The 21,574-nt window shown below is 46.1% G+C and carries 18 protein-coding genes and 1 other RNA gene; 3 read left to right on the top strand and 16 right to left on the bottom strand.

Annotation, left to right across the window (positions count from 1 at the left end):
- Positions 1 to 336: 336 nt before the first annotated feature.
- The 11 genes from rnpB to JUB15_RS02345 all read right to left on the bottom strand — a co-directional run bounded on the left by rnpB (position 337) and on the right by JUB15_RS02345 (position 12,301).
- Positions 337 to 825: RNase P RNA component class A (rnpB, locus tag JUB15_RS02395), an RNA gene on the bottom strand.
- A 294-nt stretch (positions 826 to 1,119) separates the two neighbouring features.
- The gene (locus JUB15_RS02390; protein WP_207510717.1) at positions 1,120 to 2,148 is read right to left on the bottom strand and encodes a Smr/MutS family protein; all 1,029 of its coding nucleotides are present in this window, start codon (positions 2,146 to 2,148) and stop codon (positions 1,120 to 1,122) included.
- Positions 2,149 to 2,747: 599 nt separating this feature from the next.
- Positions 2,748 to 3,440, bottom strand: a complete 693-nt coding sequence (locus tag JUB15_RS02385) for an HD domain-containing protein (RefSeq protein ID WP_207510716.1) — start codon at positions 3,438 to 3,440, stop codon at positions 2,748 to 2,750.
- A complete protein-coding gene (locus tag JUB15_RS02380; protein ID WP_207510715.1) occupies positions 3,406 to 5,175 on the bottom strand; it encodes an APC family permease in 1,770 nt (589 codons plus the stop codon). The genes JUB15_RS02385 and JUB15_RS02380 overlap by 35 nt, the downstream gene beginning before the upstream one ends.
- Positions 5,176 to 5,372: 197 nt before the next feature.
- Positions 5,373 to 6,338, bottom strand: coding sequence for a polyprenyl synthetase family protein (locus JUB15_RS02375; protein WP_207510714.1), 966 nt, complete (start codon positions 6,336 to 6,338; stop codon positions 5,373 to 5,375).
- 190 nt (positions 6,339 to 6,528) lie between these two features.
- Positions 6,529 to 8,568, bottom strand: coding sequence for a ribonuclease R (gene rnr, locus JUB15_RS02370; RefSeq protein WP_207510713.1), 2,040 nt, complete (start codon positions 8,566 to 8,568; stop codon positions 6,529 to 6,531).
- A gap of 9 nt (positions 8,569 to 8,577) precedes the next feature.
- A complete protein-coding gene (gene lpxK / locus JUB15_RS02365; protein WP_207510712.1) occupies positions 8,578 to 9,654 on the bottom strand; it encodes a tetraacyldisaccharide 4'-kinase in 1,077 nt (358 codons plus the stop codon).
- Entirely contained in the window at positions 9,644 to 10,213 is a 570-nt protein-coding gene (locus JUB15_RS02360) for a 5-formyltetrahydrofolate cyclo-ligase (protein ID WP_207510711.1), read from the bottom strand. The genes lpxK and JUB15_RS02360 overlap by 11 nt, the downstream gene beginning before the upstream one ends.
- Positions 10,210 to 10,839: a dethiobiotin synthase gene (bioD, locus tag JUB15_RS02355; protein ID WP_207510710.1), complete on the bottom strand. Its 630-nt coding sequence runs from the start codon at positions 10,837 to 10,839 to the stop codon at positions 10,210 to 10,212. The genes JUB15_RS02360 and bioD overlap by 4 nt, the downstream gene beginning before the upstream one ends.
- A 74-nt stretch (positions 10,840 to 10,913) precedes the next feature.
- Positions 10,914 to 11,459 (bottom strand): RsmD family RNA methyltransferase, encoded by a 546-nt coding sequence (locus JUB15_RS02350; RefSeq protein ID WP_207510709.1) that lies wholly within the window; start codon positions 11,457 to 11,459, stop codon positions 10,914 to 10,916.
- On the bottom strand, positions 11,450 to 12,301 hold the full coding sequence (locus tag JUB15_RS02345) for a DUF3822 family protein (protein ID WP_207510708.1): 852 nt from the start codon (positions 12,299 to 12,301) through the stop codon (positions 11,450 to 11,452). Before JUB15_RS02345 ends, JUB15_RS02350 begins: the two co-directional genes overlap by 10 nt.
- A 336-nt stretch (positions 12,302 to 12,637) precedes the next feature.
- On the opposite strand from JUB15_RS02345, the gene JUB15_RS02340 reads away from it, so the two are divergent.
- Complete coding sequence (locus JUB15_RS02340) at positions 12,638 to 13,996, top strand: MATE family efflux transporter (protein WP_207510707.1); 1,359 nt, start codon at positions 12,638 to 12,640, stop codon at positions 13,994 to 13,996.
- 150 nt (positions 13,997 to 14,146) lie between these two features.
- On the opposite strand, the gene JUB15_RS02335 is transcribed toward JUB15_RS02340, so the two are convergent.
- The 5 genes from JUB15_RS02335 to JUB15_RS02315 form a co-directional block, all read right to left on the bottom strand.
- Positions 14,147 to 14,881, bottom strand: a complete 735-nt coding sequence (locus JUB15_RS02335) for a tetratricopeptide repeat protein (protein ID WP_207510706.1) — start codon at positions 14,879 to 14,881, stop codon at positions 14,147 to 14,149.
- A gap of 22 nt (positions 14,882 to 14,903) precedes the next feature.
- Complete coding sequence (locus tag JUB15_RS02330; protein ID WP_207510705.1) at positions 14,904 to 15,263, bottom strand: dihydroneopterin aldolase; 360 nt, start codon at positions 15,261 to 15,263, stop codon at positions 14,904 to 14,906.
- Between the two features lie 314 nt (positions 15,264 to 15,577).
- Positions 15,578 to 16,516 (bottom strand): thioredoxin-disulfide reductase, encoded by a 939-nt coding sequence (trxB, locus tag JUB15_RS02325; RefSeq protein WP_207510704.1) that lies wholly within the window; start codon positions 16,514 to 16,516, stop codon positions 15,578 to 15,580.
- 159 nt (positions 16,517 to 16,675) lie between these two features.
- The gene (locus tag JUB15_RS02320) at positions 16,676 to 17,536 is read right to left on the bottom strand and encodes a DUF4249 family protein (RefSeq protein ID WP_242696165.1); all 861 of its coding nucleotides are present in this window, start codon (positions 17,534 to 17,536) and stop codon (positions 16,676 to 16,678) included.
- A 160-nt stretch (positions 17,537 to 17,696) separates the two neighbouring features.
- Positions 17,697 to 18,554, bottom strand: a complete 858-nt coding sequence (locus tag JUB15_RS02315; RefSeq protein WP_014217201.1) for a sigma-70 family RNA polymerase sigma factor — start codon at positions 18,552 to 18,554, stop codon at positions 17,697 to 17,699.
- A 467-nt stretch (positions 18,555 to 19,021) separates the two neighbouring features.
- On the opposite strand from JUB15_RS02315, the gene JUB15_RS02310 reads away from it, so the two are divergent.
- Both JUB15_RS02310 and JUB15_RS02305 read left to right on the top strand, forming a co-directional pair.
- Positions 19,022 to 19,393 carry a BlaI/MecI/CopY family transcriptional regulator gene (locus JUB15_RS02310; RefSeq protein WP_207510702.1) on the top strand — a complete coding sequence of 124 codons (372 nt, stop codon included), beginning with the start codon at positions 19,022 to 19,024 and terminating at the stop codon, positions 19,391 to 19,393.
- On the top strand, positions 19,390 to 21,462 hold the full coding sequence (locus JUB15_RS02305; protein WP_207510701.1) for an N-acetylmuramoyl-L-alanine amidase: 2,073 nt from the start codon (positions 19,390 to 19,392) through the stop codon (positions 21,460 to 21,462). The genes JUB15_RS02310 and JUB15_RS02305 overlap by 4 nt, the downstream gene beginning before the upstream one ends.
- Positions 21,463 to 21,574 lie beyond the last annotated feature (112 nt).

Genomic DNA, 21,574 nt, shown 5'->3' with positions numbered 1-21,574 from the left:
GGTGAAAGCACGTTACGATGTGCGTATTGGAAGTGTGAGGAAAAATTCAAAAATAATGCCCATTTTTTTTTACCGAAAGGAAAGGAAATGCTACAACTGTTATTATCAACCAGTAAGACATTACGAATTGGGGATAAATGCGAATATGAAGTAAGAAGTAGGATGTAAGAAGTACGAAGCCTGCCTGACGGCATGCAGGTTTGAGGATAAAGTGATGTTCAAAGATCAAAAAAGTAATATCCTGGTTCATACTTCCTGTTTCTTACTTCGCAATCCTGGGGCAACCAGAATTACTTTTTGCCAGGAACGTCGCTATATAGGGAAGCATTATAAAAAAGAAACTACAAACCTGTAAGCCGGATTCTGTATTATCCGCCGAAGCTTCACCGGCGGATTCCGCCCGGAAGCAACAACGAATAAGGCTATCATTTATCTTGTCCAGCCATTACTGACTGGATCATTCTGCCTACCCACCCAACGTTCCTCCCCGGTTACCCGGAAAGGATCGGACGAGCCGCCCTTCAACGCTGGTATACATGGCATTTCAGCATGCAAGGTTTACCCCTCCCGGCAGTCACCTGCCGGAACCGTGGGCTCTTACCCCACATTTTCACCATCACCCTTCCGGCTCAAGAGGTTTCCCTCTTTGCCGGAACAAACCCACCTCCGCCAAAGCTTTGGCGGGCGAAGGCTGTAATTTTCTGTGGCACTGTCTGTTCCCATCCCGATTTTATCGGGACAAGACCCGGCTGTTCACCGGTACATTGCCCTATGCTGTCCAGACTTTCCTCCCCGATAAATCGAGGCGATAGCCCGGTTTGTAGTTGATGGCAAAGTTACGAAATAGTTAAGGGATAGGCGAAAGGCGGAAGGCTAAAGGCTGAAGGCGGAAGGCTGAAGGCTGAAGGCTAAAGGCTGAAGGCGGAAGGCGGAAGGCGGAAGGCTGAAGGCTAAAGGCATTGAATATTTGGAGGTGTAAGATCCATTATTGGGTTTAAATTTCGCGAGCCATTCACCATTGACCATTCACCATTCACCTTCAACAAAAACTTAACCTGCAATAAAGCAGGAGCTCATTTACCGCTAGCGCAAACGTCTTCCCCTCAGGGTGCCGGGGGATCAATACTGAAAATAGATCTCCGTGGCGCCATACCCGTATGCTGGATGATAACGGTTGGCGAAGCTCTTCACCTCTTTCCGTAGCCGCAAAACCTCGTGGATCTCATCGCGGAGTTTGCCACTGCCCACCCCGTGGATCACGATCAACCAGGGCTGGTGATGCGCGATGGCCAGATCAAAATATTTTTCGAAGGTCTTCAACTGTAAGGCCAAAATTTCCAGGTTGCTCATCGACTCCCAGGCCGGCGTAAGCTTTTCTATATGCAGGTCGAGCTCCTGCCTGGCAGGCTCCAGGTTTTGCCGCACTTTGGAGGCATCGTATATTTTAAACCCGGCTTTCGAGAGGCTCGACAGATCAAGCCCTGCGGGCTTATCTTCGTACGGCCTGGGCGGATACTCATCAAACAGCTTATAGGAAAAAGTGGCCTCCCCCTTCTTCCGAACTTCTTCAATACGGTTAAAGACCTGCTTCGGTTTTAACTTGACCGTAGCCTCGTAATAGTCGGCCTTATGTTTATCAGGGGTAACCAGTGAAAACTCAAACCCAAAGACCGGACTGTCGTTCAGGTTCTCAAACGGAACGTCATGCAGGTAAAAATCTTCAAATGCATGGATCTGGTTTACCAGTTCAAAGTCTGCATTGCCGAAATAGGTCAGTTTGTACGTGAATTTATAGCCCTGTTCCGTCCGGTTAACCAAATGCACCTTTAGTTCGGTCACAATATCGTCGCCAAACTCATCATTTACGGTTACGGGAATGAACGTGATCCAGACGCCATCAACCACCCGCTGGGTGATCTTTTTCTTTTCCCGCGGCAGATCATCGATGAACTTTTTCTCTTTTTTGGGTGGAAAAAGCTTCTTTTCCGTAAAACGCTTGAAATATGGGAAATCCAGCTGATCGACGTAGGCGGGAAATTTCACGCCCCGCACGTCTATCATAACCATTTTATTATTAATAATATCAATCACTTCGCCTTCTTCATTGGTCTGAATGACCACTACCTTATCGCCTACCTCAAACTTCATGGATAATTATTTGATTGCTAAATCACAGCATATAGCTGTTTTTATTTTTTTCAGCTGCAAAGGTACGGCTGAAAAAGGGATGTCCGAAGCACCGGTCAGGCACCTTTTTTGACGCTTTAACAATCTCCTACCCCCTAAAGCTCCCTGCTTCTCATTTTCATTTATGAGGATAATCGCTTAAAACCGTATGCAACAAGGCCGGAAAGGCCTTTTTAGCTCAAACCGGTTGATTTTCGTTCTTTTTACTGCATTCTTCGCCTTTTTTGCTACTTCTTTATTGCCCTGGCGCCAGGGCTCGGCCGGGTCTTTGCCTGGTCAGGTCCGGGGATGTCTCGTACATATCCCGTACATGTCTCGTATATGTGTCGTACATAAGCCGTTCCTTTAAAGGAACGAGACATGTACGAGACACTTACAGATCACCTGGCTGAAACGGGCGAAAGGTTCCCGAACCAGACCCGGCGCAAGGGTTGATCTGGGCAAAACAAGTTCTAAGTTTTAAGTTCTAACTTCTAAGTGCCTCGCGCTTCAGCTCAATGGCTTAGAAACCCGGAAAGCTATCAACTTCGAATTGTGAACTGTAAACTTTGAACTGTGAACTATATACTATTAATCATAGCTAGCTCACGGTTTAAGTTCGCCCTCGCCTTCGCCTCATACTGCTCGCGGAAGATAGCCGTTTGAAAAATATGCTCCGTTTGCAGGCAGTGCTGCAGGAAATGCTTCCGGCCGGGATAATACAACTTATCGGGATAAATGCGGTATTCCCGCCGAACCTGGCGGGTATAGAGTTCATAGTCGTCCCAGTCGGCGCCGAGGATCGACATGTCGAAATCGAGGAATAACTGCAGATCGGTGAGATGTGTAACAGCTGCGGTAACCGCATGCGTTTGGGTAGCTTCTATATATATTTTAACCTGCTCTATTTTGGATGGCGGCAGTTTGAGCGCCTGCAACCGCCTTTCGGCCAGCCGGGCACTCCTTGGCTCATTATCCTTGCGCAGTACATTGTAAATGATATCGTGGTAAAAGATGGAGAATACTACCACCTCCCGGTCCTGCAGATGGCCGGCATACCGTTCACTGTACTGTAATAAAGCATGAATGTGCTGCAGGTTGTGATAATGCCGCCGCGATGTCGTGTATTTTCTCAGGATCTCCTGAAAGAAACGGTCCCCCAATTCACTATCCTTACCGTATTGGGCAGTTAACTGGTCCCACACTGTGCGAACCTTATCCTGCAGCTGTTGATTGCGTTCAGGACCTTGCGAGTTTACTTTTTTTGTAACCATAAAAGAAATAAATGACCAGGCCCAATAACAACCAGCCCAGGAACCAGGCCCAGTTGCTTTTTGTCATACCGGTTAACAGGTATAAACAGGTAGTTACACCCATCAGGGGGATTAACGAGTACTTTTTAACCAGGGCCAGGATGCTTAAGCTGATACAGGCGATCCAGAAAACGATCCCTGAAATTTTGGGCGTGGCCAGATCCATAAAACTTACGGCGTTTGATGTATAATCGGGATCGGCTGAAAAATCAAAATTCAACATGTCTGAAAAATAACCCGGCGCCCATACCGTCAAAACGGTCAACGAGATGAGGATCAATAACGGGTAAATAAACTGGGCATTGATATAGGGCATATTAAACCGGCCGGCTACTTTCTCTTTACGGGGTATCAACAACACACCACCACAAACAAGCACAAACGCAAACAGGGTAGCGATGCTGGTAAAGTCGAGCACAAATGATTTGTCGGTAAATAAAATAGGCAATCCAACCACCATACCGGTAAGAATGGTAGAGAAAGAAGGGGTCTTGTATTTCTTATGAATGCGTTGAAATACGGGCGGCAACAAGCCGTCGCGGCTCATGCTCATCCAGATGCGGGGTTGTCCCATTTGAAAGACCAGTAATACGCTGGTCATGGCTATTACGGCGCTTACAGATACCAGCAATTGCATCCAGCCTACATTTTTTACTTCGAATATCTTCGCCAGCGGATCGCCTACGTTTTGAAACTGCTTGTAGTGTACCACGCCGGTCAATACCAGGGCGAGCAGAATGTATACAATGGTACAAATGACCAGCGAATAGGTCATACCCTTTGGCAGATCGCGCTGTGGATTTTTGCTTTCTTCGGCAAGCACACTGACCGCATCAAAACCAATATAGGCAAAGAAAACGCCCGACACGGCAGCCATCACCCCGCCAAAGCCATTCGGCATAAATGATTTAGTACCCGCGTCGTTAACCGGTAACCAGTTAGCAGGATCAATATAATAGGCGCCTACAATGATCACCAGGGCTACCACGGCCAGTTTCAGCACCACCATGGCGTTGCTGAAATTCCGTGATTCTTTTATTCCAATATATACCAGGGTGGTTATGAGAATATTGATGATCAGGGCCGGCAGGTCGAAGATAATTTTCAGCGATCCCATTACCGGACTGTTATTCCAGGCATTCAATAATTCGGCATTGGACTGGTTCTTCACAAATTCAAGCTGGTCAGCCGGCGTTTGGGCAGCGTAGTGAAGGAATGTCTTTTTCGCCTCCTGGTAACTACAGGTGAGGTAATCGGGTATATGTACATTTATTTTATGCAGAAAAGAGGTAAAGTAATCGCTCCAGGAAAAAGCCACATATATGTTGCCGATGGAATATTCCATGATCAGGGCCCAGCCAATGATCCAGGCAAACAACTCACCGAAGGAAGCATATGCATAGGTATAAGCGCTGCCCGCTACAGGAATACGGCTCGCGAACTCTGAATAACAAAAGGCAGTAAACGCACAGGCAATACCGCACATGATAAACAGGACCACAACGCCCGGACCGCCCTTGAAACACGCATCGCCCAGGCTGCTGAAGCTGCCGGCGCCAATGATAGCCGCAATCCCGAAAAAGGTAAGATCCCGCACATTCAACACCCGCTTCAACCCGCCAGCTCCATGTCCCTCATCACTTCCTTCTTTTAAGATAGATTCTATTTTTTTTGTGCGAAACAGCGAGTTTGGCATGTTGACGGGGTTTTAAGCGGGGAAAATTATGGAAATTCTCTTTAATTACCGAATCCCCCAATTTGATTTCGAGATTTCGAGATTTTGAGATTTCGAGATTTTGAGATTTTGAGATTTTGAGATTCCGGGATTTATCGGAATGTTGAACGTATAGAAATCTCAAAATCGTAAATCTCAAAATCAGCAATCGCTTTTTGTTAGTGCTCTCTTTGTACTAGGAAGTGGGCAAGTTGTCTTAATGGTTCCTTACGTACTGATACGACTGCAATTTCTTCCAGGTGTTCGAAAGCTTCGCTGACGTATTTTTCTTTCAGGTCAGCCGCCCATTTATTCACCCCACAATCATCAAAAACCGATAGTACGCGGGCCACTTTGTCGTCAGGATTCTCCTGCATCAGGCGCTTTAATTCCTTTAACTGTGCGGGGTTGGCCGACTCCATGGCCTTGATCATTAAGAAGGTTTTTTTATTCGCCATAATATCACCGCCGGGTTGTTTCCCGAACTTCGCCGGATCGCCATAGGCATCAAGGTAATCGTCCTGGATCTGGAAGGCAATGCCCAGGTTACGGCCAAAAGCGTACAGGTGTTCCTGGTTGCTTTGGCCGGCCCCGCCTAAAATAGCACCGAGCCGCAAACTCGCCGCCAGCAGGACGGAGGTCTTCAGTTCTATCATCCGGATATACTCATCCATTTTCACCTGTTCCTGTTTCTCAAAATCCATATCGAGCTGCTGGCCTTCACAAACTTCTTTGGCAGTGCGGTTGAACAGGCTGATCACTTTATGCAGGTAATCGGTGCTGATCTTATTGAGGTAATCATAAGCCACAATGAGCATTACATCGCCTGAAAGCAAAGCAGTGGACTCGCCATACCTGGCGTGTACCGTAGGCTGGTTACGGCGCAAAGGCGCCTTGTCCATAATATCGTCGTGAATGAGGGTAAAGTTGTGGAACAATTCTATGGCGGCAGCTACCGGCCAGGCATCTTTATTGATCTCATCGAATAATTCATTGCCCATTAAACACATCACCGGCCGCACGCGTTTTCCGCCGAGGCTTAGGAAATATTCATCGGCATCGTACAAGCTGGCGGGTTCTTTCGGAAAATGCCGGACGTTGAAATATTCAGTGAACTGTTTTGATAGATCTTGAAAGCTTTGCATATAGTTAATAGAATACGGCTTTGATTTTGGGATTTCCGGGATTTAGAGATTTAGAGATTTCTTGATTTTGGGATTTAGAAATACAGAGATTTTGCGAATTATCAGTTGGCTGAACATAAAAAAATCTAAAAACCTGCCTGCCGGCCGGCAGGTCTCAAAATCTCAAAATCTCGAAATCAGAAATCAGAAATCACTTTTTGCTTCCTTTCTTTTTAGCAGGAACATTTTTCCTGGCACCGGATCTTTTAGCGGCGCCGGTCTCTTCCTTCAAACTCGAGGTGATCACCCACTCATAATCCAGCTGGCGCTTGGTAAGGTTGGCTGCCACTACTTTTATGCGCACTTTATCGCCCATCGCAAATTTGCGGCCGCTGCGTAAACCTACCAGACTGTAATCGCTTTCTACATGGCGGAAATCATCGTATTCGAGCAGGCTGTTAATGCTTACCAAACCTTCACATTTATGCTCTATGGTCTCAACCCAGAAACCAAAAGAAGCCACGCCGCTGATCACACCTTCAAATTCTTCACCCAGGAATTCTTTCATGTATTCTACCTGCTTGTATTTATTGGCAGCGCGTTCCGCTTCCATAGCGGCGCGTTCCTTCTCACTGCAGTGTTTACATTTCGATTCCAGCTTCTTCTGCGGCTCCGGATCGCCATCTATCACTTCCTGCAAAATGCGATGCACCATTACATCGGGATAACGGCGAATGGGTGAGGTAAAATGACAATAGTGCTTAAAGCCTAATCCATAGTGACCGATATTCTCTGTAGTATAAATGGCTTTGGCCATGGTGCGGATGCCCAGTTGTTCCAGCACATGCTGTTCGGGTTTACCCTGTACATCCTGCAGCATCAGGTTGAAGGAAGCCGCAATGCCTTCCGGGGTCTTGGTATCGAATGTATGACCGTATTTCTTTGCAAATTCAACAAAGGGCAACAGTTTCATTTCGTCGGGAGTATCATGCACACGGTATGGGAAAGGCAGGTCTTTTTTATTGACCTTTACCTTACCTACATTCTCTGCTACTACGCGATTCGCCAGCAGCATGAATTCTTCGATCAGCTGATGCGCCTCTTTGCTTTCCTTGACCATAATGCCAATAGGCTTTCCTGATTCATCGAGCTTAAAGCGCACTTCCTGTGATGAGAAATTGATGGCTCCCTTTTTAAAGCGCTTTGCGCGGAAGCCCTGTGCGAGTTTATTCAACAGCAATATTTCATCGAGGTATAAGCCCTCTCCTTTTTCGATGATCTCCTGCACTTCTTCGTACGTGAAGCGGTGATTGGAATGGATCACTGTGCGGCCCAGCCAGTATTGCTTTACTTCACCGGTATCGGTTATTTGAAAGATCGCTGAAAAGGTAAGCTTGTCTTCCCGCGGCCGCAGTGAGCACAGTTCATTCGAAATGCGTTCGGGCAGCATGGGCGCTACGCGGTCGGGAAGGTATACCGATGTGGCGCGGTCATAAGCTTCTTTATCAAGGGCCGAATCCGGCTCTACGTAATGACTTACATCGGCTATATGCACCCCTATTTCATACATACCGTTCTTCAGTAACCGAATGCTTAAGGCATCATCAAAATCCTTGGCGTCTACCGGGTCGATGGTGAATGTCAACACATCGCGGCAATCTCTTCTTTTTTTGATCTCGTCCTGTGAAATGGTATCGGGTATACGTTCCGCTTCTTCCAATACATTTTCCGGGAAAAATAAGGGGAAGCCATTTTCCATCAGGATCTCCTTCATGGCCATATCGCCTTCGTTACCTGGCTCCATTACCTGGATAACCGTGCCAACCGGCTTCTTCTGTTTCTCCCACTCAGTAATGCGTACAATTACGCGATCACCGTCTTTAGCGCCATTCAATGCCGATTCGGGAATGAAAATATCGGGCATGGGCTTTTCGGTATCTGCAGTAAAGAAAGCGGCAGTTTTGCCTATTTCCAGTTTTCCCAGAAATTCCATTTGTTTACGCTGCAGTACATCAACGATCTGGCCCTGTTGCCGGCCGCTTTTTTTGGCGGAGCCGCCCAATACGCGAACCCGCACGGTATCGCCATGCAGGGCGGTATTGAAATCAGCGGGCCGCACGAGAATATCATTGGGAAGATTTTCAACAATTACATACCCGATGCCTGACCGGGTAATATCTAAAACACCTTTCAGTGTGTGTGGCTCAGCTGCTCCTTTTTTCTTTTTCTTCTTTGCTTGTTTTCTGCTCATTCAATCATTTTAATTCGTGATACTGAATTCAGTAATGAATTTACTGATAATATCAGTAAACTGATGCCCCTCATTAAAAAGGAATTGGATCTCAATGGGAATTACATATAAGGGGTAATCTTGCAAGGTCTGTCCAAATTTTACCAGACGAACGGCATCTTTTTCAGTAGTAAGTATAATTTTATTTTGGGTGGGGATGTTCTTAAACCGGTTCACGATATCCTTCCAGTCGTCGATGGAAAAGATATGATGATCGCCATACAATATTTCATAGTACGTTTTTGTAGCATCCTGTAAATATTTTTTTAACGGCAGCGGATTTGCAATGCCGCTTACCAGTAAAACTTCGGTGGTTGTGCTCAGCGAAATCTCTTTTTTACTGATAATGTGGTAAGGATATCCATACTGTATGGAAGAGAAGAAAACCTGCTGGTGAGGCAGTGGTTTTATTTCCTGTTTAATGGCCTCTTTTTCTTCTACCGATAAATTAACCGGGCATTTGGTTACCACTATGACATCTGCCCGTTTATACGAACTCCGCTCATCGCGCAGATCGCCTGTAGGCATCATCCAGTCGCGGGTAAAGAGGTTATCATAATTCGACAATACGATGTTCAACCCCGCTTTGATCGACCGGTGTTGAAATGCATCATCGAGGATGATGACCTTTGTTTCGGGCCGGTCGTGCAATAACTGGGGAACGGCGACGATCCTTTCCTCCCCAACTGCTACGGCAACACCGGGAAATTTAATATGGAACTGCATAGGCTCATCTCCTATATCCAGGGCAGTGGTATTTTCACCAGCGAGTGCATACCCCTTGGTCCGGCGTTTATACCCGCGGCTTAATACAGCCACCTGCATTTCATTATGCAAGTATTTTACCAGCCATTCTACCATGGGAGATTTACCAGTACCTCCTACCGACAGGTTCCCGATGCAGATGATCGGCAGGTTAAACCCGGTTGATCTAAGGATGCCTTTGTCATACAATCGGTTACGTATCCAGATCGCTGCGCCATATAACAGGGAAAAAGGGAACAACAATATGCGGAAAGGCCGCAGCAACGGAGCATTAAAATTCATAAATACGATGCGGTGTAATGCAAAAGTTTAAAGGTACATCAAATTCGTCGATGTCCTCAATGTATTCTATTGCATCGAAAAACGAGAACCCGATCTTGATAGCGGCCGGGCGGCATTGTGACAGGTAACGATCGTAATATCCCTTGCCATACCCAACCCGGTATCCACGTTCATCAAATGCTACCAGGGGTACAAAAACGACATCGAGCTGTTGGGGCGGAATTATGGCCCCGCCGATGGGTTCCAGGATATTATACCGGTTCTTGATAAACAAGCCGTCTTTTTCAACCTGTACAGCTTCCATATCGTGCAAGTCGATATGGACCTTTGGCCATGCCACGCGCAAGAGCAGATTCTGCTCTTTCAATATGTCTTCACAAATGGAAACGTCGAACTCATGCCGGCTTGCCAGCGGGTAATAAGACAACAGAAAATTTACGGGGGGAAGTGTCAGTTTCCGGAAGTTAGCGGCAATTAATGCAGTTTGTTGTTGCAGCTCCTCTTCCGGCATGTTCATCCTGCGTTGCAAAAACTCTTTTCTAACGGTATTTTTTATCATAGTAATTCTTTCAGTTGCGCTCTTATAGCAGCTGCCTGAGTGTTGATAAATGTCCCGTTTATGTTTTCAGAATAGGGAATTGATGCTATCCTGGGAAAGTTGCTCCATTGTACGATCTCTTCTTCATAATCGAGATACTGGTCATTGAACACCCATCCGATCACCGGTAATTGCATTTCCCGGCACACACGTGCCGTTAATAAAGAATGATTGATGCTTCCCAGGTAATTACGACTGACCAGAATGACCTTTGCGCCGATCGCTTTGATCAGGTCAGCCACGAATGCCGAATTGTTCAATGGAACCAATAATCCCCCTGCGCCTTCAATGAGTAAGGTACGATTATTTATGGGAATATGCTTAATAATATTTTTTATATCGATCGTAATGCCTTCCTCCCGGGCAGCAATATGTGGTGATGCGGGTTTCGCCAACCGGTAAACTTCCGGATGCACAACCGAACCCGTGTCTTTCAGCCATTGCGCTACCCATTCGCTATCGGTACCATCGGCAAAACCTGCCTGTACCGGTTTCCAGTAATCGGCGTCCAGTGCCCTGGTCAATATCGCTGAAACGATCGTTTTTCCTATGCCGGTTCCTATACCTGTTACAAATATTCGCTCCACCCTTTGATGATTTTGGGATTTTGGGATTTTGAGATTTAGAGACCTGCCTGCCGGCAGGCAGGTCTCTAACGAAATCAGAGATTTTTATTTACGAAGATGCTGAAGATAGTAGTTCCATAATTACGTGAAGTTGCAAACAACGGATATGTTTCGTAATTGTTCCTGGGCGTATGTTCCAGCACAAACCAGCCTCCGGGTTGCAGCAATTGCTTTTCTGCAATCAACCTGGGCAATTCGTCAATGGTGCCCAGTGCATAAGGCGGCCCTGCAAAAATAAAATTGTATTTGTTGGTGCACTGGTTGATGAATTTGAAAACGTCCATCTTCACCACGTTGAAGTTCTCCAGGTGCAGGGAGGCTGCTGTTTTCCTGATGAATTCATACATCGCAGGATCCTTCTCTACAATGGTGCAGGCTGCTGCGCCGCGCGATTTAAGCTCATAGCTGATGCTGCCCGTACCGCCAAACAGATCGAGGGTATGTAAGGCAGTTATATCAAGGTTATTCTCGATGATATTAAATAGTCCTTCCTTGGCAATATCCGTGGTAGGCCGGGTATGTGGCATCTTACCCGGCGGATTGATCTTTCTTCCTCCTAACTCACCTCCTATTATACGCATAATGCCATTTTCAAAAGCGGTGAAAAGTAATGCGAGGGAAAGGTATCGAACGAAGCGTCCAGTTTGACCGAATCTGGCAAACGATCCCATTGCACCTGCAAGAAATATTTCAGCAGTTCCTGGTACAGGCGCGATTGTTCATCGAGCAATCCGGAAACGATCAGGGTAACCTTGTCCTGGCTTATGTTAAAGCGGTTGCAGATCGACAGCAGGTAGTATGATACATCATCCGGCGTTTGATACGAATAGGATTGTACCAGCTGAATGGTGGAACCCTTATATACAGCCACCAGGAACTGATCGGCGCGCATGACCATTTTTATTACCTGTTCGTCGCCGGAAGGCTGCACCTCGTTATCATACAGCAACAGCGTATAATAATGCCAGTAGTTGCCGGAAGAGAATTTCCGTTGCAGCAGGGCATGTATTTCGCGGGGAACACGGTAGATATTGTACATTTTCCAGCCGATCACTTTCTCACTCAGCAACAATCCCTTTTTGGCGTTGCCATAAACCACCTCGGTAACGGGCTGCGTCAGTTCAATATGGAATACTTTTTCCGGTAAAAAGTTGCTGTCGGTATAATTGTAGATGATAAATGCCTCTTTGAACTGCGTTTGCAAAACTTCATCGTTGGTAATAATGTCCAGCAGGTTTTCCAGCATGGTTTTACCAGGCGTATAATCGAGATTGTATTGCCGAAGTCCGATAAAGCGACGCTGCTCTTTATGGTAAATGACAAAGCTGAATGTTTTTTCCCCTACTTCGATGAGCAGTTGACTGTTCCGAAGCTCTTCGGAATCCCTCATTTCAGGAACAATATCAAAATTAGCCTTAAGCATAATGTTATCAAAAGCTGCAATGTTACGAAATAAGTTACAAGTTACAGGTTACAAGTTACAGGTTTCAGGCAAATCAGTTACCGGTTACCGGTTACCAGTTACCGGTTCCCAGTTACCAGTTACCAGTTACCGGGAAATACAGTTACCGGTTACCAGGTGCCGGTTACCAGTTACCAGTTACTGGTTACCAGTTACCAGTTACCGGGAAATACAGTTGCCGGTTACAGGTTTCAGGTCAGGGCTTGAAAATCGGCAATCTTGCAATCATTTCACAGACCGCAATTTGTGCCTTGTAACTTGTAACATGGAACCTGTAACTTACCTTTGCTCCCCTTTATGACCGCCTTATCTAAAAATACAGGATTTCAGGTAGAACTGTCGAACCGCCAGATCATCAAAATGGCTGCGCCTATCAGCTTTGCCATTTTGATACCACAAATCAATTTTGTTACCAATAATATTTTTTTAGGGCATTACAGCAAACAGGCACTGGCCATTGCCGGCCTTACCGGCGTATATTATCTTATTTTTTCAGCCATCGGCTATGGCCTGAACAATGGTCTGCAGGCACTGATCGCACGGCGCGCCGGCGAGAACCGCCCCGAAGAAATTGGTAAACTATTCAGCCAGGCGGTGTTTATCGGCCTTTCCATTTCCCTGCTGGGCATATTGATCACTTATACGATCACTCCTCATTTGTTCGGCTATTTTATCAACGATGCCGAGCGTTTACAACAGGCTGTTTCTTTTTGCAAGATCCGCATCTGGGGACTTCCCTTTTTGTTTGTTTACCAAATGCGCAATGCACTGCTGGTAGGCACCAATCAAAGCAAGTACCTGGTGGGCGGCGCGCTTGCAGAGGCGGTGACCAATATCCTGCTCGATTACCTGCTGATCTTTGGTAAAGCCGGTTTCCCGGAAATGGGATTGAACGGGGCTGCAGTTTCCTCGATCATTGCCGAGATCACCGGACTGCTGGTGATCTACCTGGTGATCATGAACAAAGGTATCGGCAAACAATTGCATTTGTTCAAAAACTTCCGGTGGGACGCCTACAATTCACGGCTCATATTTGCCATGTCGGCCCCGCTGGTATTTCAGCACGGCATCAGCATTGTAAGCTGGGAGTATTTTTTCCTGCTCATCGATGCGCACGGTGAAATAGCGCTGGGCGTTTCCAACACGATGCGTAATATCCTTGGCCTGTCGGGCATTGTAACCTGGGCATTTGGCTCTACTACCAATGCCATGGTGAGTAATATCATTGGCCAGGGCCGGCAGGACCAGGTTTGGGTGCTGATTCGAAAAATGATCAAACTGAGCCTGGGATCGGCCATCGTAATCGCCATTTTGCTCAACCTGTTCCCCGATCTGTTGTTTTCCCTCTATGGCCAGTCGGGCGAATTTGTGGCAGCGGCTGTTCCCGTGGTGCGGGTAATGTCTATCGCGATCATTATCATGTCGTTCTCGGTTGTATTCCTGAATGCAGTTACAGGCTCGGGCAATAGCCGGGTGTCGTTACTGATCGAATTATTTGCTATTGTTCTATACTGTGTTTACATATACCTCGTATTAGATAAATTCTTCTTATCAATCACCTATGGCTGGATGAGTGAGTGGTTGTATTGGGTGTGTTTGTTCTTACCGTCGTTTTTGTATATGAGAAGCGGGAAATGGAAGAACAAAGTAATTTGATAATTCGATAATGTGATAATGAAATACAGGTTAATTAGCTAATGTGCTAATGTGCTGATGTGCTAATGAATACAGGTAATTGGATAAATAAGGTGTTGCCGGCATATAGTTAATTGCGATAATGAACTAATTAGCTAATTATCACATTTGTTATTTGTATTCTTCCAAAAGTTTCTTCCCCTTTGCTTTTATGTGTCCATCGTCGCCGATCTTATTGGGCATTTTAAGCATGGTTTCGAGCAGTTCCACCGCTTTTTTGTCGTTGTTCTTCCGGTGATAGGCTTTGGCCAGTTCGAGGTAATTCAATAAAAAGGAAGGATTGAGTGAACGGCTTTTCTCATATAATCTGATGGCATCATCCAGACTTGCTTTTGGCAGCGCCTCATAGGCTACTTTCACCAGCCATTTTTCCACCGTATTCAGGTCGCTCACCTCGTAATGCCATTTGGCCAGCACATGGTACCCTTTAAAGTTGGCAGGATCGAGCTGAATGCTTTTTTCAGAATAGGATTTTACATCCTTTACCGCTTTGATCTTTTCTTCGCCCGAAGAAATAAGCGCCATACGGCCCATGGCCAGCGACATTACCACATTGGCATCGGAGCTGTTGGGATTCACCTGCAATGCTTTTTGAGCATATACCCGGGCGTTACGGTAATATTCTTTCTGCTTTTCCTTGGTACCCTGGTGTTTTCCTAAAATGCTGTATAATTCGCTTGTTTTAATGAGCGCGGTCAAATTCGTAGGCTGGTGGCGGGTGATGGCGAGGTATTTCTGTAAGGCTTCCGGTTCTTTAAATGCATTTTCGAGCTGTTGCGCTTCCTTCAACAGCGTATTGATATCCTGTGCATTGTTTTCGAATGGCAGGATTAACAAAAAAAGCAACAGCCCTATTGTACTTCCTATTTTACCCATCAAACTTCTTATGCAATGTAACGCCTATTTTCCCCTGAAAATTTTCAACAGGGGCCTCTAATTTATAGATCGAAAAACTTATTTCCCTGGTGAATGGATACTGGTGCCTGATCTTGTTTATTACATCATAGGCCACCTTTTCTAAAAGACCGGCCGGCATCCGCATTCGTTGCTTTACTATGTCGAGAACTTCAACGTAATTGATCGTATTTTTTAAATCGTCAAATGTACTGTCGCCTTCTTCATAAGCCACCCGTACATTGATCTCGTAGGCACTTCCGGTAAGCTTCTCACCCTCGTAAACGCCGTGAAATGCATGCAGCTTAACCTGATTTAACTCAATAACAACCATAACTCTATTTTGTTTTGCTAAAATAATGCCATAAAAGACACTGAACGCTTAACGCTGAAAAAGCTAAATGCCGAACGCTGAACGCTTAAGGCCAGCCTCCGAAATGGTAAGCTCGCGTCAAACATTCAGCGTTCAGATTATACTTCCCGCAGCGCCTTAGCGCTGCTCTCCTGTATTTGCGTTTTGCCTTTAGCCTTATTGCATTTTGCCTTCAGCTTTCAGCCTTGAGCCTTTAGCCTTATTGCGTTTGCCTTCAGCCTTTAGCGTTCCGCGTTAAGCGTCCGGCGTTAAGCGTTCCGCGTTAAGCGTTGAGCCTAAACGATGCCTTTGGCCGAAAGATAGCGTTCGGCATCCAGAGCGGCCATACAGCCGCTACCGGCTGCTGTAACAGCCTGGCGGTAGATCTTATCCTGTACATCACCGGCGGCAAAAACACCTTCAATATTTGTTTTGCTGGTGCCGGGGATGGTTTTCAGGTAACCGGCTTCATCCATTTCGAGCCAGCCTTTGAAAATCTCGGAGTTTGGCTGGTGGCCGATGGCTACAAAAAATCCGTTGATGGGAATGGTTTGCAATTCACCGGTCTTTGTATTCTTGATGCGCACTGATTCTACTTTGTTCTCACCCAGGATCTCATCGGTAGTGGTATTCCAGTACACCTTGATATTGGGTGTGCGTTGAACCCTTTCCTGCATCACCTTGGAAGCACGCATTTCATTACGACGAATGAACATATGTACGGTCGTGCATAATTTAGACAGGTACAGGGCTTCTTCGGCAGCTGTATCACCGGCGCCTACGATAGCCACTTCCTTGCCGCGGAAAAAGAAACCATCACAAACGGCACAGGCGCTTACGCCAAAGCCATTCAGGCGTTGTTCGCTTTCCAACCCAAGCCATTTGGCCGATGCACCGGTTGCAATAATAACCGAATCTGCTTCCACCAGTTTCTCCTCATCTATCCACACTTTAAAAGGGGGCGCTGAAAAATCGACCTTAGTAGCGAGTCCATAACGAATATCGGCACCCATGCGGGCAGCCTGCTTTTCAAAATGAACCATCATTTCGGGTCCCTGTACACCATCGGGGTAACCAGGGTAATTTTCCACTTCTGTCGTAATAGTTAACTGACCTCCGGGCTGGATCCCCTGGTATAATACCGGTTTCATGTTAGCTCTCGCTGCATAAATAGCGGCGGTATATCCTGCGGGCCCGCTTCCAATAATCAGGCAATGTATTTTTTCGCTTTCCATAATGCTGTTATTCTCCTTATTCTAAAGAAAAGTTGACAAATTTACCTGAAAATGAGTTACGAAAATGATAAAGGCAGGATACCTGCATTGAGTGTGAATAACGGGGCCTCCCCTGCCGCCCCTCGAAGGGGCAAAGAAATACATACCGCTGAAAGTATTTTATTTCGGTATTACAATTGTTTTGTACTGCGCTGCATAACCGCCAAAATACCCCAGGCCGCCGCCTTCAATATTACTAAGCACCTTATTAGGTGCGGCAAACGGGTTGCCGATATTGGCGTAGCTGTATTCCATCGTGCGCCAGAAGTCGAAAGTGGCCTTATCGATATTACAGAACTTCACTACCACTGAATCGCCGTGATCGAAAAAAGCATATTCCTCGAGGTTGATGCCGTTGTTGCGGTCAACCCCTTTTTCTATCTGCAGGTTGTAAGTAACGCCATCAGTCAACTGGTCATCAAATACCGAGTTAAAACCGGGGTAAAACTGCAAGCCGTCGACCTGCGTGTAATAGCGGGTATAATTGCCGAGCCCGGGCGGATCTATAAAGCGTCCCATCACTATTACTTTAACCGGATCCGGTTCATTGGGCGCATCCTCCCACCATAAGGAGTCGATCTTTTTGGTAAGCGTGGGAATGGTAGTAGTGGCCGTGTATTCCCGCTCGTCGATCTTTATACTTAATGAATAGGTTTTGCCAAACTCCCCTACAAAAGCCGTGTTCCGATTGGTGGTGGAATCGTTTGAATAATAATAAATGGAATAGCCGTTAGCCACCACCTGCCGGTATTCTTTTAAAGTATGGGTTAACGTACCGTTGGAGACGGTAATGACTGCATTGCGGATAAAGGAATTGGCCAGCGTCTCGGCGCTGATCTGGTTAAAGTAGTTGAAGCTTTGGGACAAGATCACTACGGGCGCCTGACCGTTCTCAATAGAAGCTTCCACAACTACGACGGGCGCTGAGTCATCAGGCCTGAACGTAATTGTTTTTTCGCAGGAAGCCAATATCATCCCCATGACTATTGCTGCTAATCGGAAATGCTTAAACATTGTAGACCTTCCACAGCATTCAAATAACGAACCAGATATATGAAGGTTCGAATATTTATGCGTATTTGTAACAAAAAACCCCGGAAGGCGGTAAGCCAACCGGGGTTCGTTTCTTTATAGTACTGTACTAACCTAAATACGCTTTCAATGCATTGCTGTAGCGTGCTTTCTGCAAACGCTTGATGGCTCTTTCCTTGATCTGGCGAATACGTTCTTTGGTAAGATCGTATTTCTGACCGATCTGCTCGATCGTAACGCCATTCTCACCGTCGAGGCCAAAGTAAGCATTTACGATCTCTGCTTCGCGCGGGCTGAGTGATTTCAACACCCGGCGGATCTCGTTACGCAATGAATCTTTCATTACATCATCATCGGTATCGTCTCCACCTTCCAGCAGATCACCCATGGCCACGTCTTCTGCTTCGTGTACCGGAGCATCGAGCGAGGTATGACGGGTATTGCTTTGAAAAATATTATTGATCTCGGTTTCACTCATTTCGAGTAACTCGGCCAGCTCTTCAGTACTTGGCTCACGCTCATGTTCCTGTTCAAAAGCCATGTAGGCTTTATTAGCCTTGTTGTAGGTGCCAATTTTGTTTTGAGGCAGGCGGACTAATCTACCCTGCTCTGCCAACGCCTGTAAAATGGACTGGCGGATCCACCATACGGCGTATGAAATGAATTTAAAACCCTTGGTTTCATCGAAACGCTGGGCTGCTTTTATCAAACCGAGGTTACCCTCGTTGATCAGATCGCTAAGAGAAAGACCCTGGTGCTGGTACTGCTTAGCAACAGATACCACGAAACGCAAGTTGGCCTGCACTAACTTATCCAATGCCTTCTGATCACCCATCTTGATCCGCTGGGCCAGTACTGTCTCCTCTTCAGGAGTGATCATCGGAATTTTGGAAATTTCCTGAAGATACTTTTCTACCGCCTGCGAATCTCGATTCGTGATCTGGGTCGCAATTTTGAGCTGTCTCATATTACTTTATAAAAAATGACTTTAATCGTCGATTATAAATCGCCTTTCTATGTTGTAAGGGTACTATACTAACATTTGCAAGACTAACTATGTTCGGGGGAGGTTGCAAATCAGGTGCTAATAACCTGTTAATCCATCCGGTACTGTCTGCAAAAGTAACACTCAATCTCCAAACCTCATAGCTTTTGTGGATAAAATCGACGCTATAACAGACAATAATTGATTAATAATTAGTCACGAATACATAAATTCTACTATCGTTCAACCTTCCTCCGGCTTTTCAGCGCCCAAAAACGCCCGTACATAGGGCAAACACCTACTTATTAGTACCATTTATCATACCATCGTAACCTTTTTCAAAAATATTTTGAAAAAAATCAAGCAGAATGGCGGCAACTAAAAAATTAGTTATACATTTGATCACACAACTAAATAATTAGTTATAGTAAACCAATAAAAATGCTGCAATGAAATCCCTTACAAAAGCCGAAGAACAGGTAATGCAGATCCTCTGGGAATTGAAACAGGGTTTTTTAAAAGACATCATGGATAAAATGCCCGAGCCCAAACCGCATTCCAACACGGTGGCCACCATTCTTAAAATACTGATCGAGAAAGGCTTTGTAACATTCGAAGTACAGGGTCGCAACAACCAGTACAAGCCGGCGGTGAGCAAAGCCGAGTACGGTAAGAAAAGTATCAACCAGCTGGTAAAAGGATATTTTGAAGGTTCGCCCGCCAAATTGTTATCCCACTTCGTGAGCGAGAACAAACTGAGCGAGGAAGAGCTGGAAGCCTTATTGGAACAAATCAAAAACGCCAAAAACCAACAACAATGACCTTTTTGCTGTACCTGGGAAAAGTTATGCTGTGCTCCGGCATACTGCTGGGCTATTACTGGCTCTTTTTACGCAACAAACGGTTCCACCATTACAACCGGTTTTACCTGCAGGCGACCCTCCTGTTCTCGGTGACGCTGCCCCTCATCAGGATCCCGGTATGGAACAAACCGCAAAACGGGGTGAACCAGGTCATGTACCAGACCCTGGAAGTGCTAACGGTGAATTATGGCGAGGACGACGGGTTGCAATCCGCACCAGGTACGCTGGCAAAACTGTTTACTTTGGAAAATATGCTGTACCTGATATACAGCGCAGGCATTATGCTATTGCTTTGGACACTGGCAAGGTCCCTTATGTACATCAGAAAGATCTCAACCAGGTATCCGTTCGAACGCATTGGAGAACTGAAGTTCTACACCACCCGGGAACCCAATACACCCTTCTCCTTTTTCCGGTCAATTTTCTGGAATAACGACCTATCCTTCAATAGCCGCGAAGGGCAGCAGATCTTCCGTCACGAGCTGTTCCATGTACAGCAAAAGCATTCTGCTGATATCGTTCTCGCAGAGATCATCACCGCCTTTTTCTGGTTCAACCCATTCTTTCATTTGCTTAAAAAAGAATTGAAGGCTATTCACGAATTCCTGGCCGATCAATACGCCATCTCGGACAGCGACCGCTATGCCTATGCAGAATTACTGGTGCTGCAAACACTGAAAACCAAAAACGGCTCCATTACCAACCACTTTTTTCAAAACCATATAAAAAGACGTATAGCCATGATTACCAACAACCAGTCAACCCGTTACAGCTATCGCAGCCGCCTCATGGCGCTGCCCGTATTGGCCCTTGTATTCTGCACCGTTGCCTTATATGCGCAACGGTCGGCCAATGCCTTAAAGAACATTTACTATACCGGACCTAACAAAACGCCCATCACCGTAATTATAGACGCCGGTCACGGCGGCTCAGATGCCGGCGCTTACAGTAAAGACGGAAAGGTCGCCGAGAAAGACCTCACTTTACAGATAAGCCAGAAGATTCAGCAGCTCGCTCCTTCGTATAATGTGAACGTGGTAATGACCCGCACCGATAATAATCTGCCGACCGGTACAACAGACAAAAACGATGGGTTAAGAGCCCGTACGGCACTTGCTGAAAAGATCAAACCCGACATGTACATCTCAATCCATATATCACATAGTGACAAACCGAATGGCGATGCCGGCAGTGGTTTTGAGGTATGGGTATCGAACAAGGAAAATGAACGTACGAACCAATCGAAACAACTGGGCACTGCCCTGGCACAGGAGCTGAGTAAGATATACACTACCGATATGACCTTAAAGCAACGGACAAAGAACATCTGGGTGCTTGAACAAACCCCCTGTCCTGCTGTTCTGATAGAATGTGGTTTTATCGACAATGAAAAAGACCTGGCCTTTATCAGCAACACCAGCAATCAGGAAGCTGTTGCCAAAAAGATACTGGAAGGTATTGTGAACAGCAGGCAAAAAACCACCGCTGCCGTTAGTGAGCCGGCACCTTCACCATCGGCCTACCCTGTTCCCAAAGCTACGCCGGCTGCAACACGACAGCCAGCCGGTAATGCAACACAACCATTGCAAGTGAGCAGACACCTCACGGCAAACACTGGCAAAGATTCAAAACATATTGATGAAGATTCTATTCTTTTCAAAATTGCATGGCATTACCGCCGCAGTGCCCGGTACCCCAAAAAAGCTATGGACAACCATGTAGAAGGCGTTGTGTATTTTTCATTGGCAGTAAATAAGAACGGTGAGGTGAATAATATAAAATTTTATGATCAGGCGCCGCCTGAAATAAAGGCCATAACGAGTTTGACTTCTGTAGGACTGGAAGCAGACACACATCCCGCCATTAGTGAACCGCTTACCCGGAGGGAAATGCAAAAATTACTGGAAGATGAAGTGAAACGGGTTTTTGATAACAAACTGAAATTGTCAGCCGACGAGCTGCCACCGGCTCAATACTATTTCGAAGTCAACTTCCGGATCCAAAAAAAGAAACAGCCTGCCGTTTAAATAACGAATAAAGCATATAAGAGGAAGGGCCATTTTCATTCAGGGAATGGCCTTTTGTTTTGCATTCAGCGCTCATACGCAAGGCGAAGACTTGACAGTTTCAGCGAAATTT

Origin of the sequence: Longitalea luteola (genome assembly GCF_017356035.1) — a bacterium.
GTDB classification, from domain to species: Bacteria; Bacteroidota; Bacteroidia; order Chitinophagales; family Chitinophagaceae; genus Niastella; species Niastella luteola.
The sequence above is the reverse complement of the archived record's forward strand: the minus strand, read 5'-3'. Positions and strand labels throughout refer to the sequence as shown.

Bases quoted from the DNA above. Each gene is read 5' to 3' on its own strand.
- JUB15_RS02385 (WP_207510716.1), bottom strand. From the start codon at position 3,440: ATGGTTACAAAAAAAGTAAACTCGCAAGGTCCTGAACGCAATCAACAG.
- JUB15_RS02320 (WP_242696165.1), bottom strand. From the start codon at position 17,536: ATGGGGATGATATTGGCTTCCTGCGAAAAAACAATTACGTTCAGGCCT.
- JUB15_RS02360 (WP_207510711.1), bottom strand. From the start codon at position 10,213: ATGATAAAAAATACCGTTAGAAAAGAGTTTTTGCAACGCAGGATGAAC.
- JUB15_RS02375 (WP_207510714.1), bottom strand. From the start codon at position 6,338: ATGCAAAGCTTTCAAGATCTATCAAAACAGTTCACTGAATATTTCAAC.
- JUB15_RS02340 (WP_207510707.1), top strand. From the start codon at position 12,638: ATGACCGCCTTATCTAAAAATACAGGATTTCAGGTAGAACTGTCGAAC.
- lpxK (WP_207510712.1), bottom strand. From the start codon at position 9,654: ATGAATTTTAATGCTCCGTTGCTGCGGCCTTTCCGCATATTGTTGTTC.
- JUB15_RS02380 (WP_207510715.1), bottom strand. From the start codon at position 5,175: ATGCCAAACTCGCTGTTTCGCACAAAAAAAATAGAATCTATCTTAAAA.
- JUB15_RS02330 (WP_207510705.1), bottom strand. From the start codon at position 15,263: ATGGTTGTTATTGAGTTAAATCAGGTTAAGCTGCATGCATTTCACGGC.
- JUB15_RS02390 (WP_207510717.1), bottom strand. From the start codon at position 2,148: ATGAAGTTTGAGGTAGGCGATAAGGTAGTGGTCATTCAGACCAATGAA.
- trxB (WP_207510704.1), bottom strand. From the start codon at position 16,516: ATGGAAAGCGAAAAAATACATTGCCTGATTATTGGAAGCGGGCCCGCA.
- JUB15_RS02315 (WP_014217201.1), bottom strand. From the start codon at position 18,554: ATGAGACAGCTCAAAATTGCGACCCAGATCACGAATCGAGATTCGCAG.
- JUB15_RS02305 (WP_207510701.1), top strand. From the start codon at position 19,390: ATGACCTTTTTGCTGTACCTGGGAAAAGTTATGCTGTGCTCCGGCATA.
- JUB15_RS02345 (WP_207510708.1), bottom strand. From the start codon at position 12,301: ATGCTTAAGGCTAATTTTGATATTGTTCCTGAAATGAGGGATTCCGAA.
- rnr (WP_207510713.1), bottom strand. From the start codon at position 8,568: ATGAGCAGAAAACAAGCAAAGAAGAAAAAGAAAAAAGGAGCAGCTGAG.
- JUB15_RS02350 (WP_207510709.1), bottom strand. From the start codon at position 11,459: ATGCGTATAATAGGAGGTGAGTTAGGAGGAAGAAAGATCAATCCGCCG.
- JUB15_RS02310 (WP_207510702.1), top strand. From the start codon at position 19,022: ATGAAATCCCTTACAAAAGCCGAAGAACAGGTAATGCAGATCCTCTGG.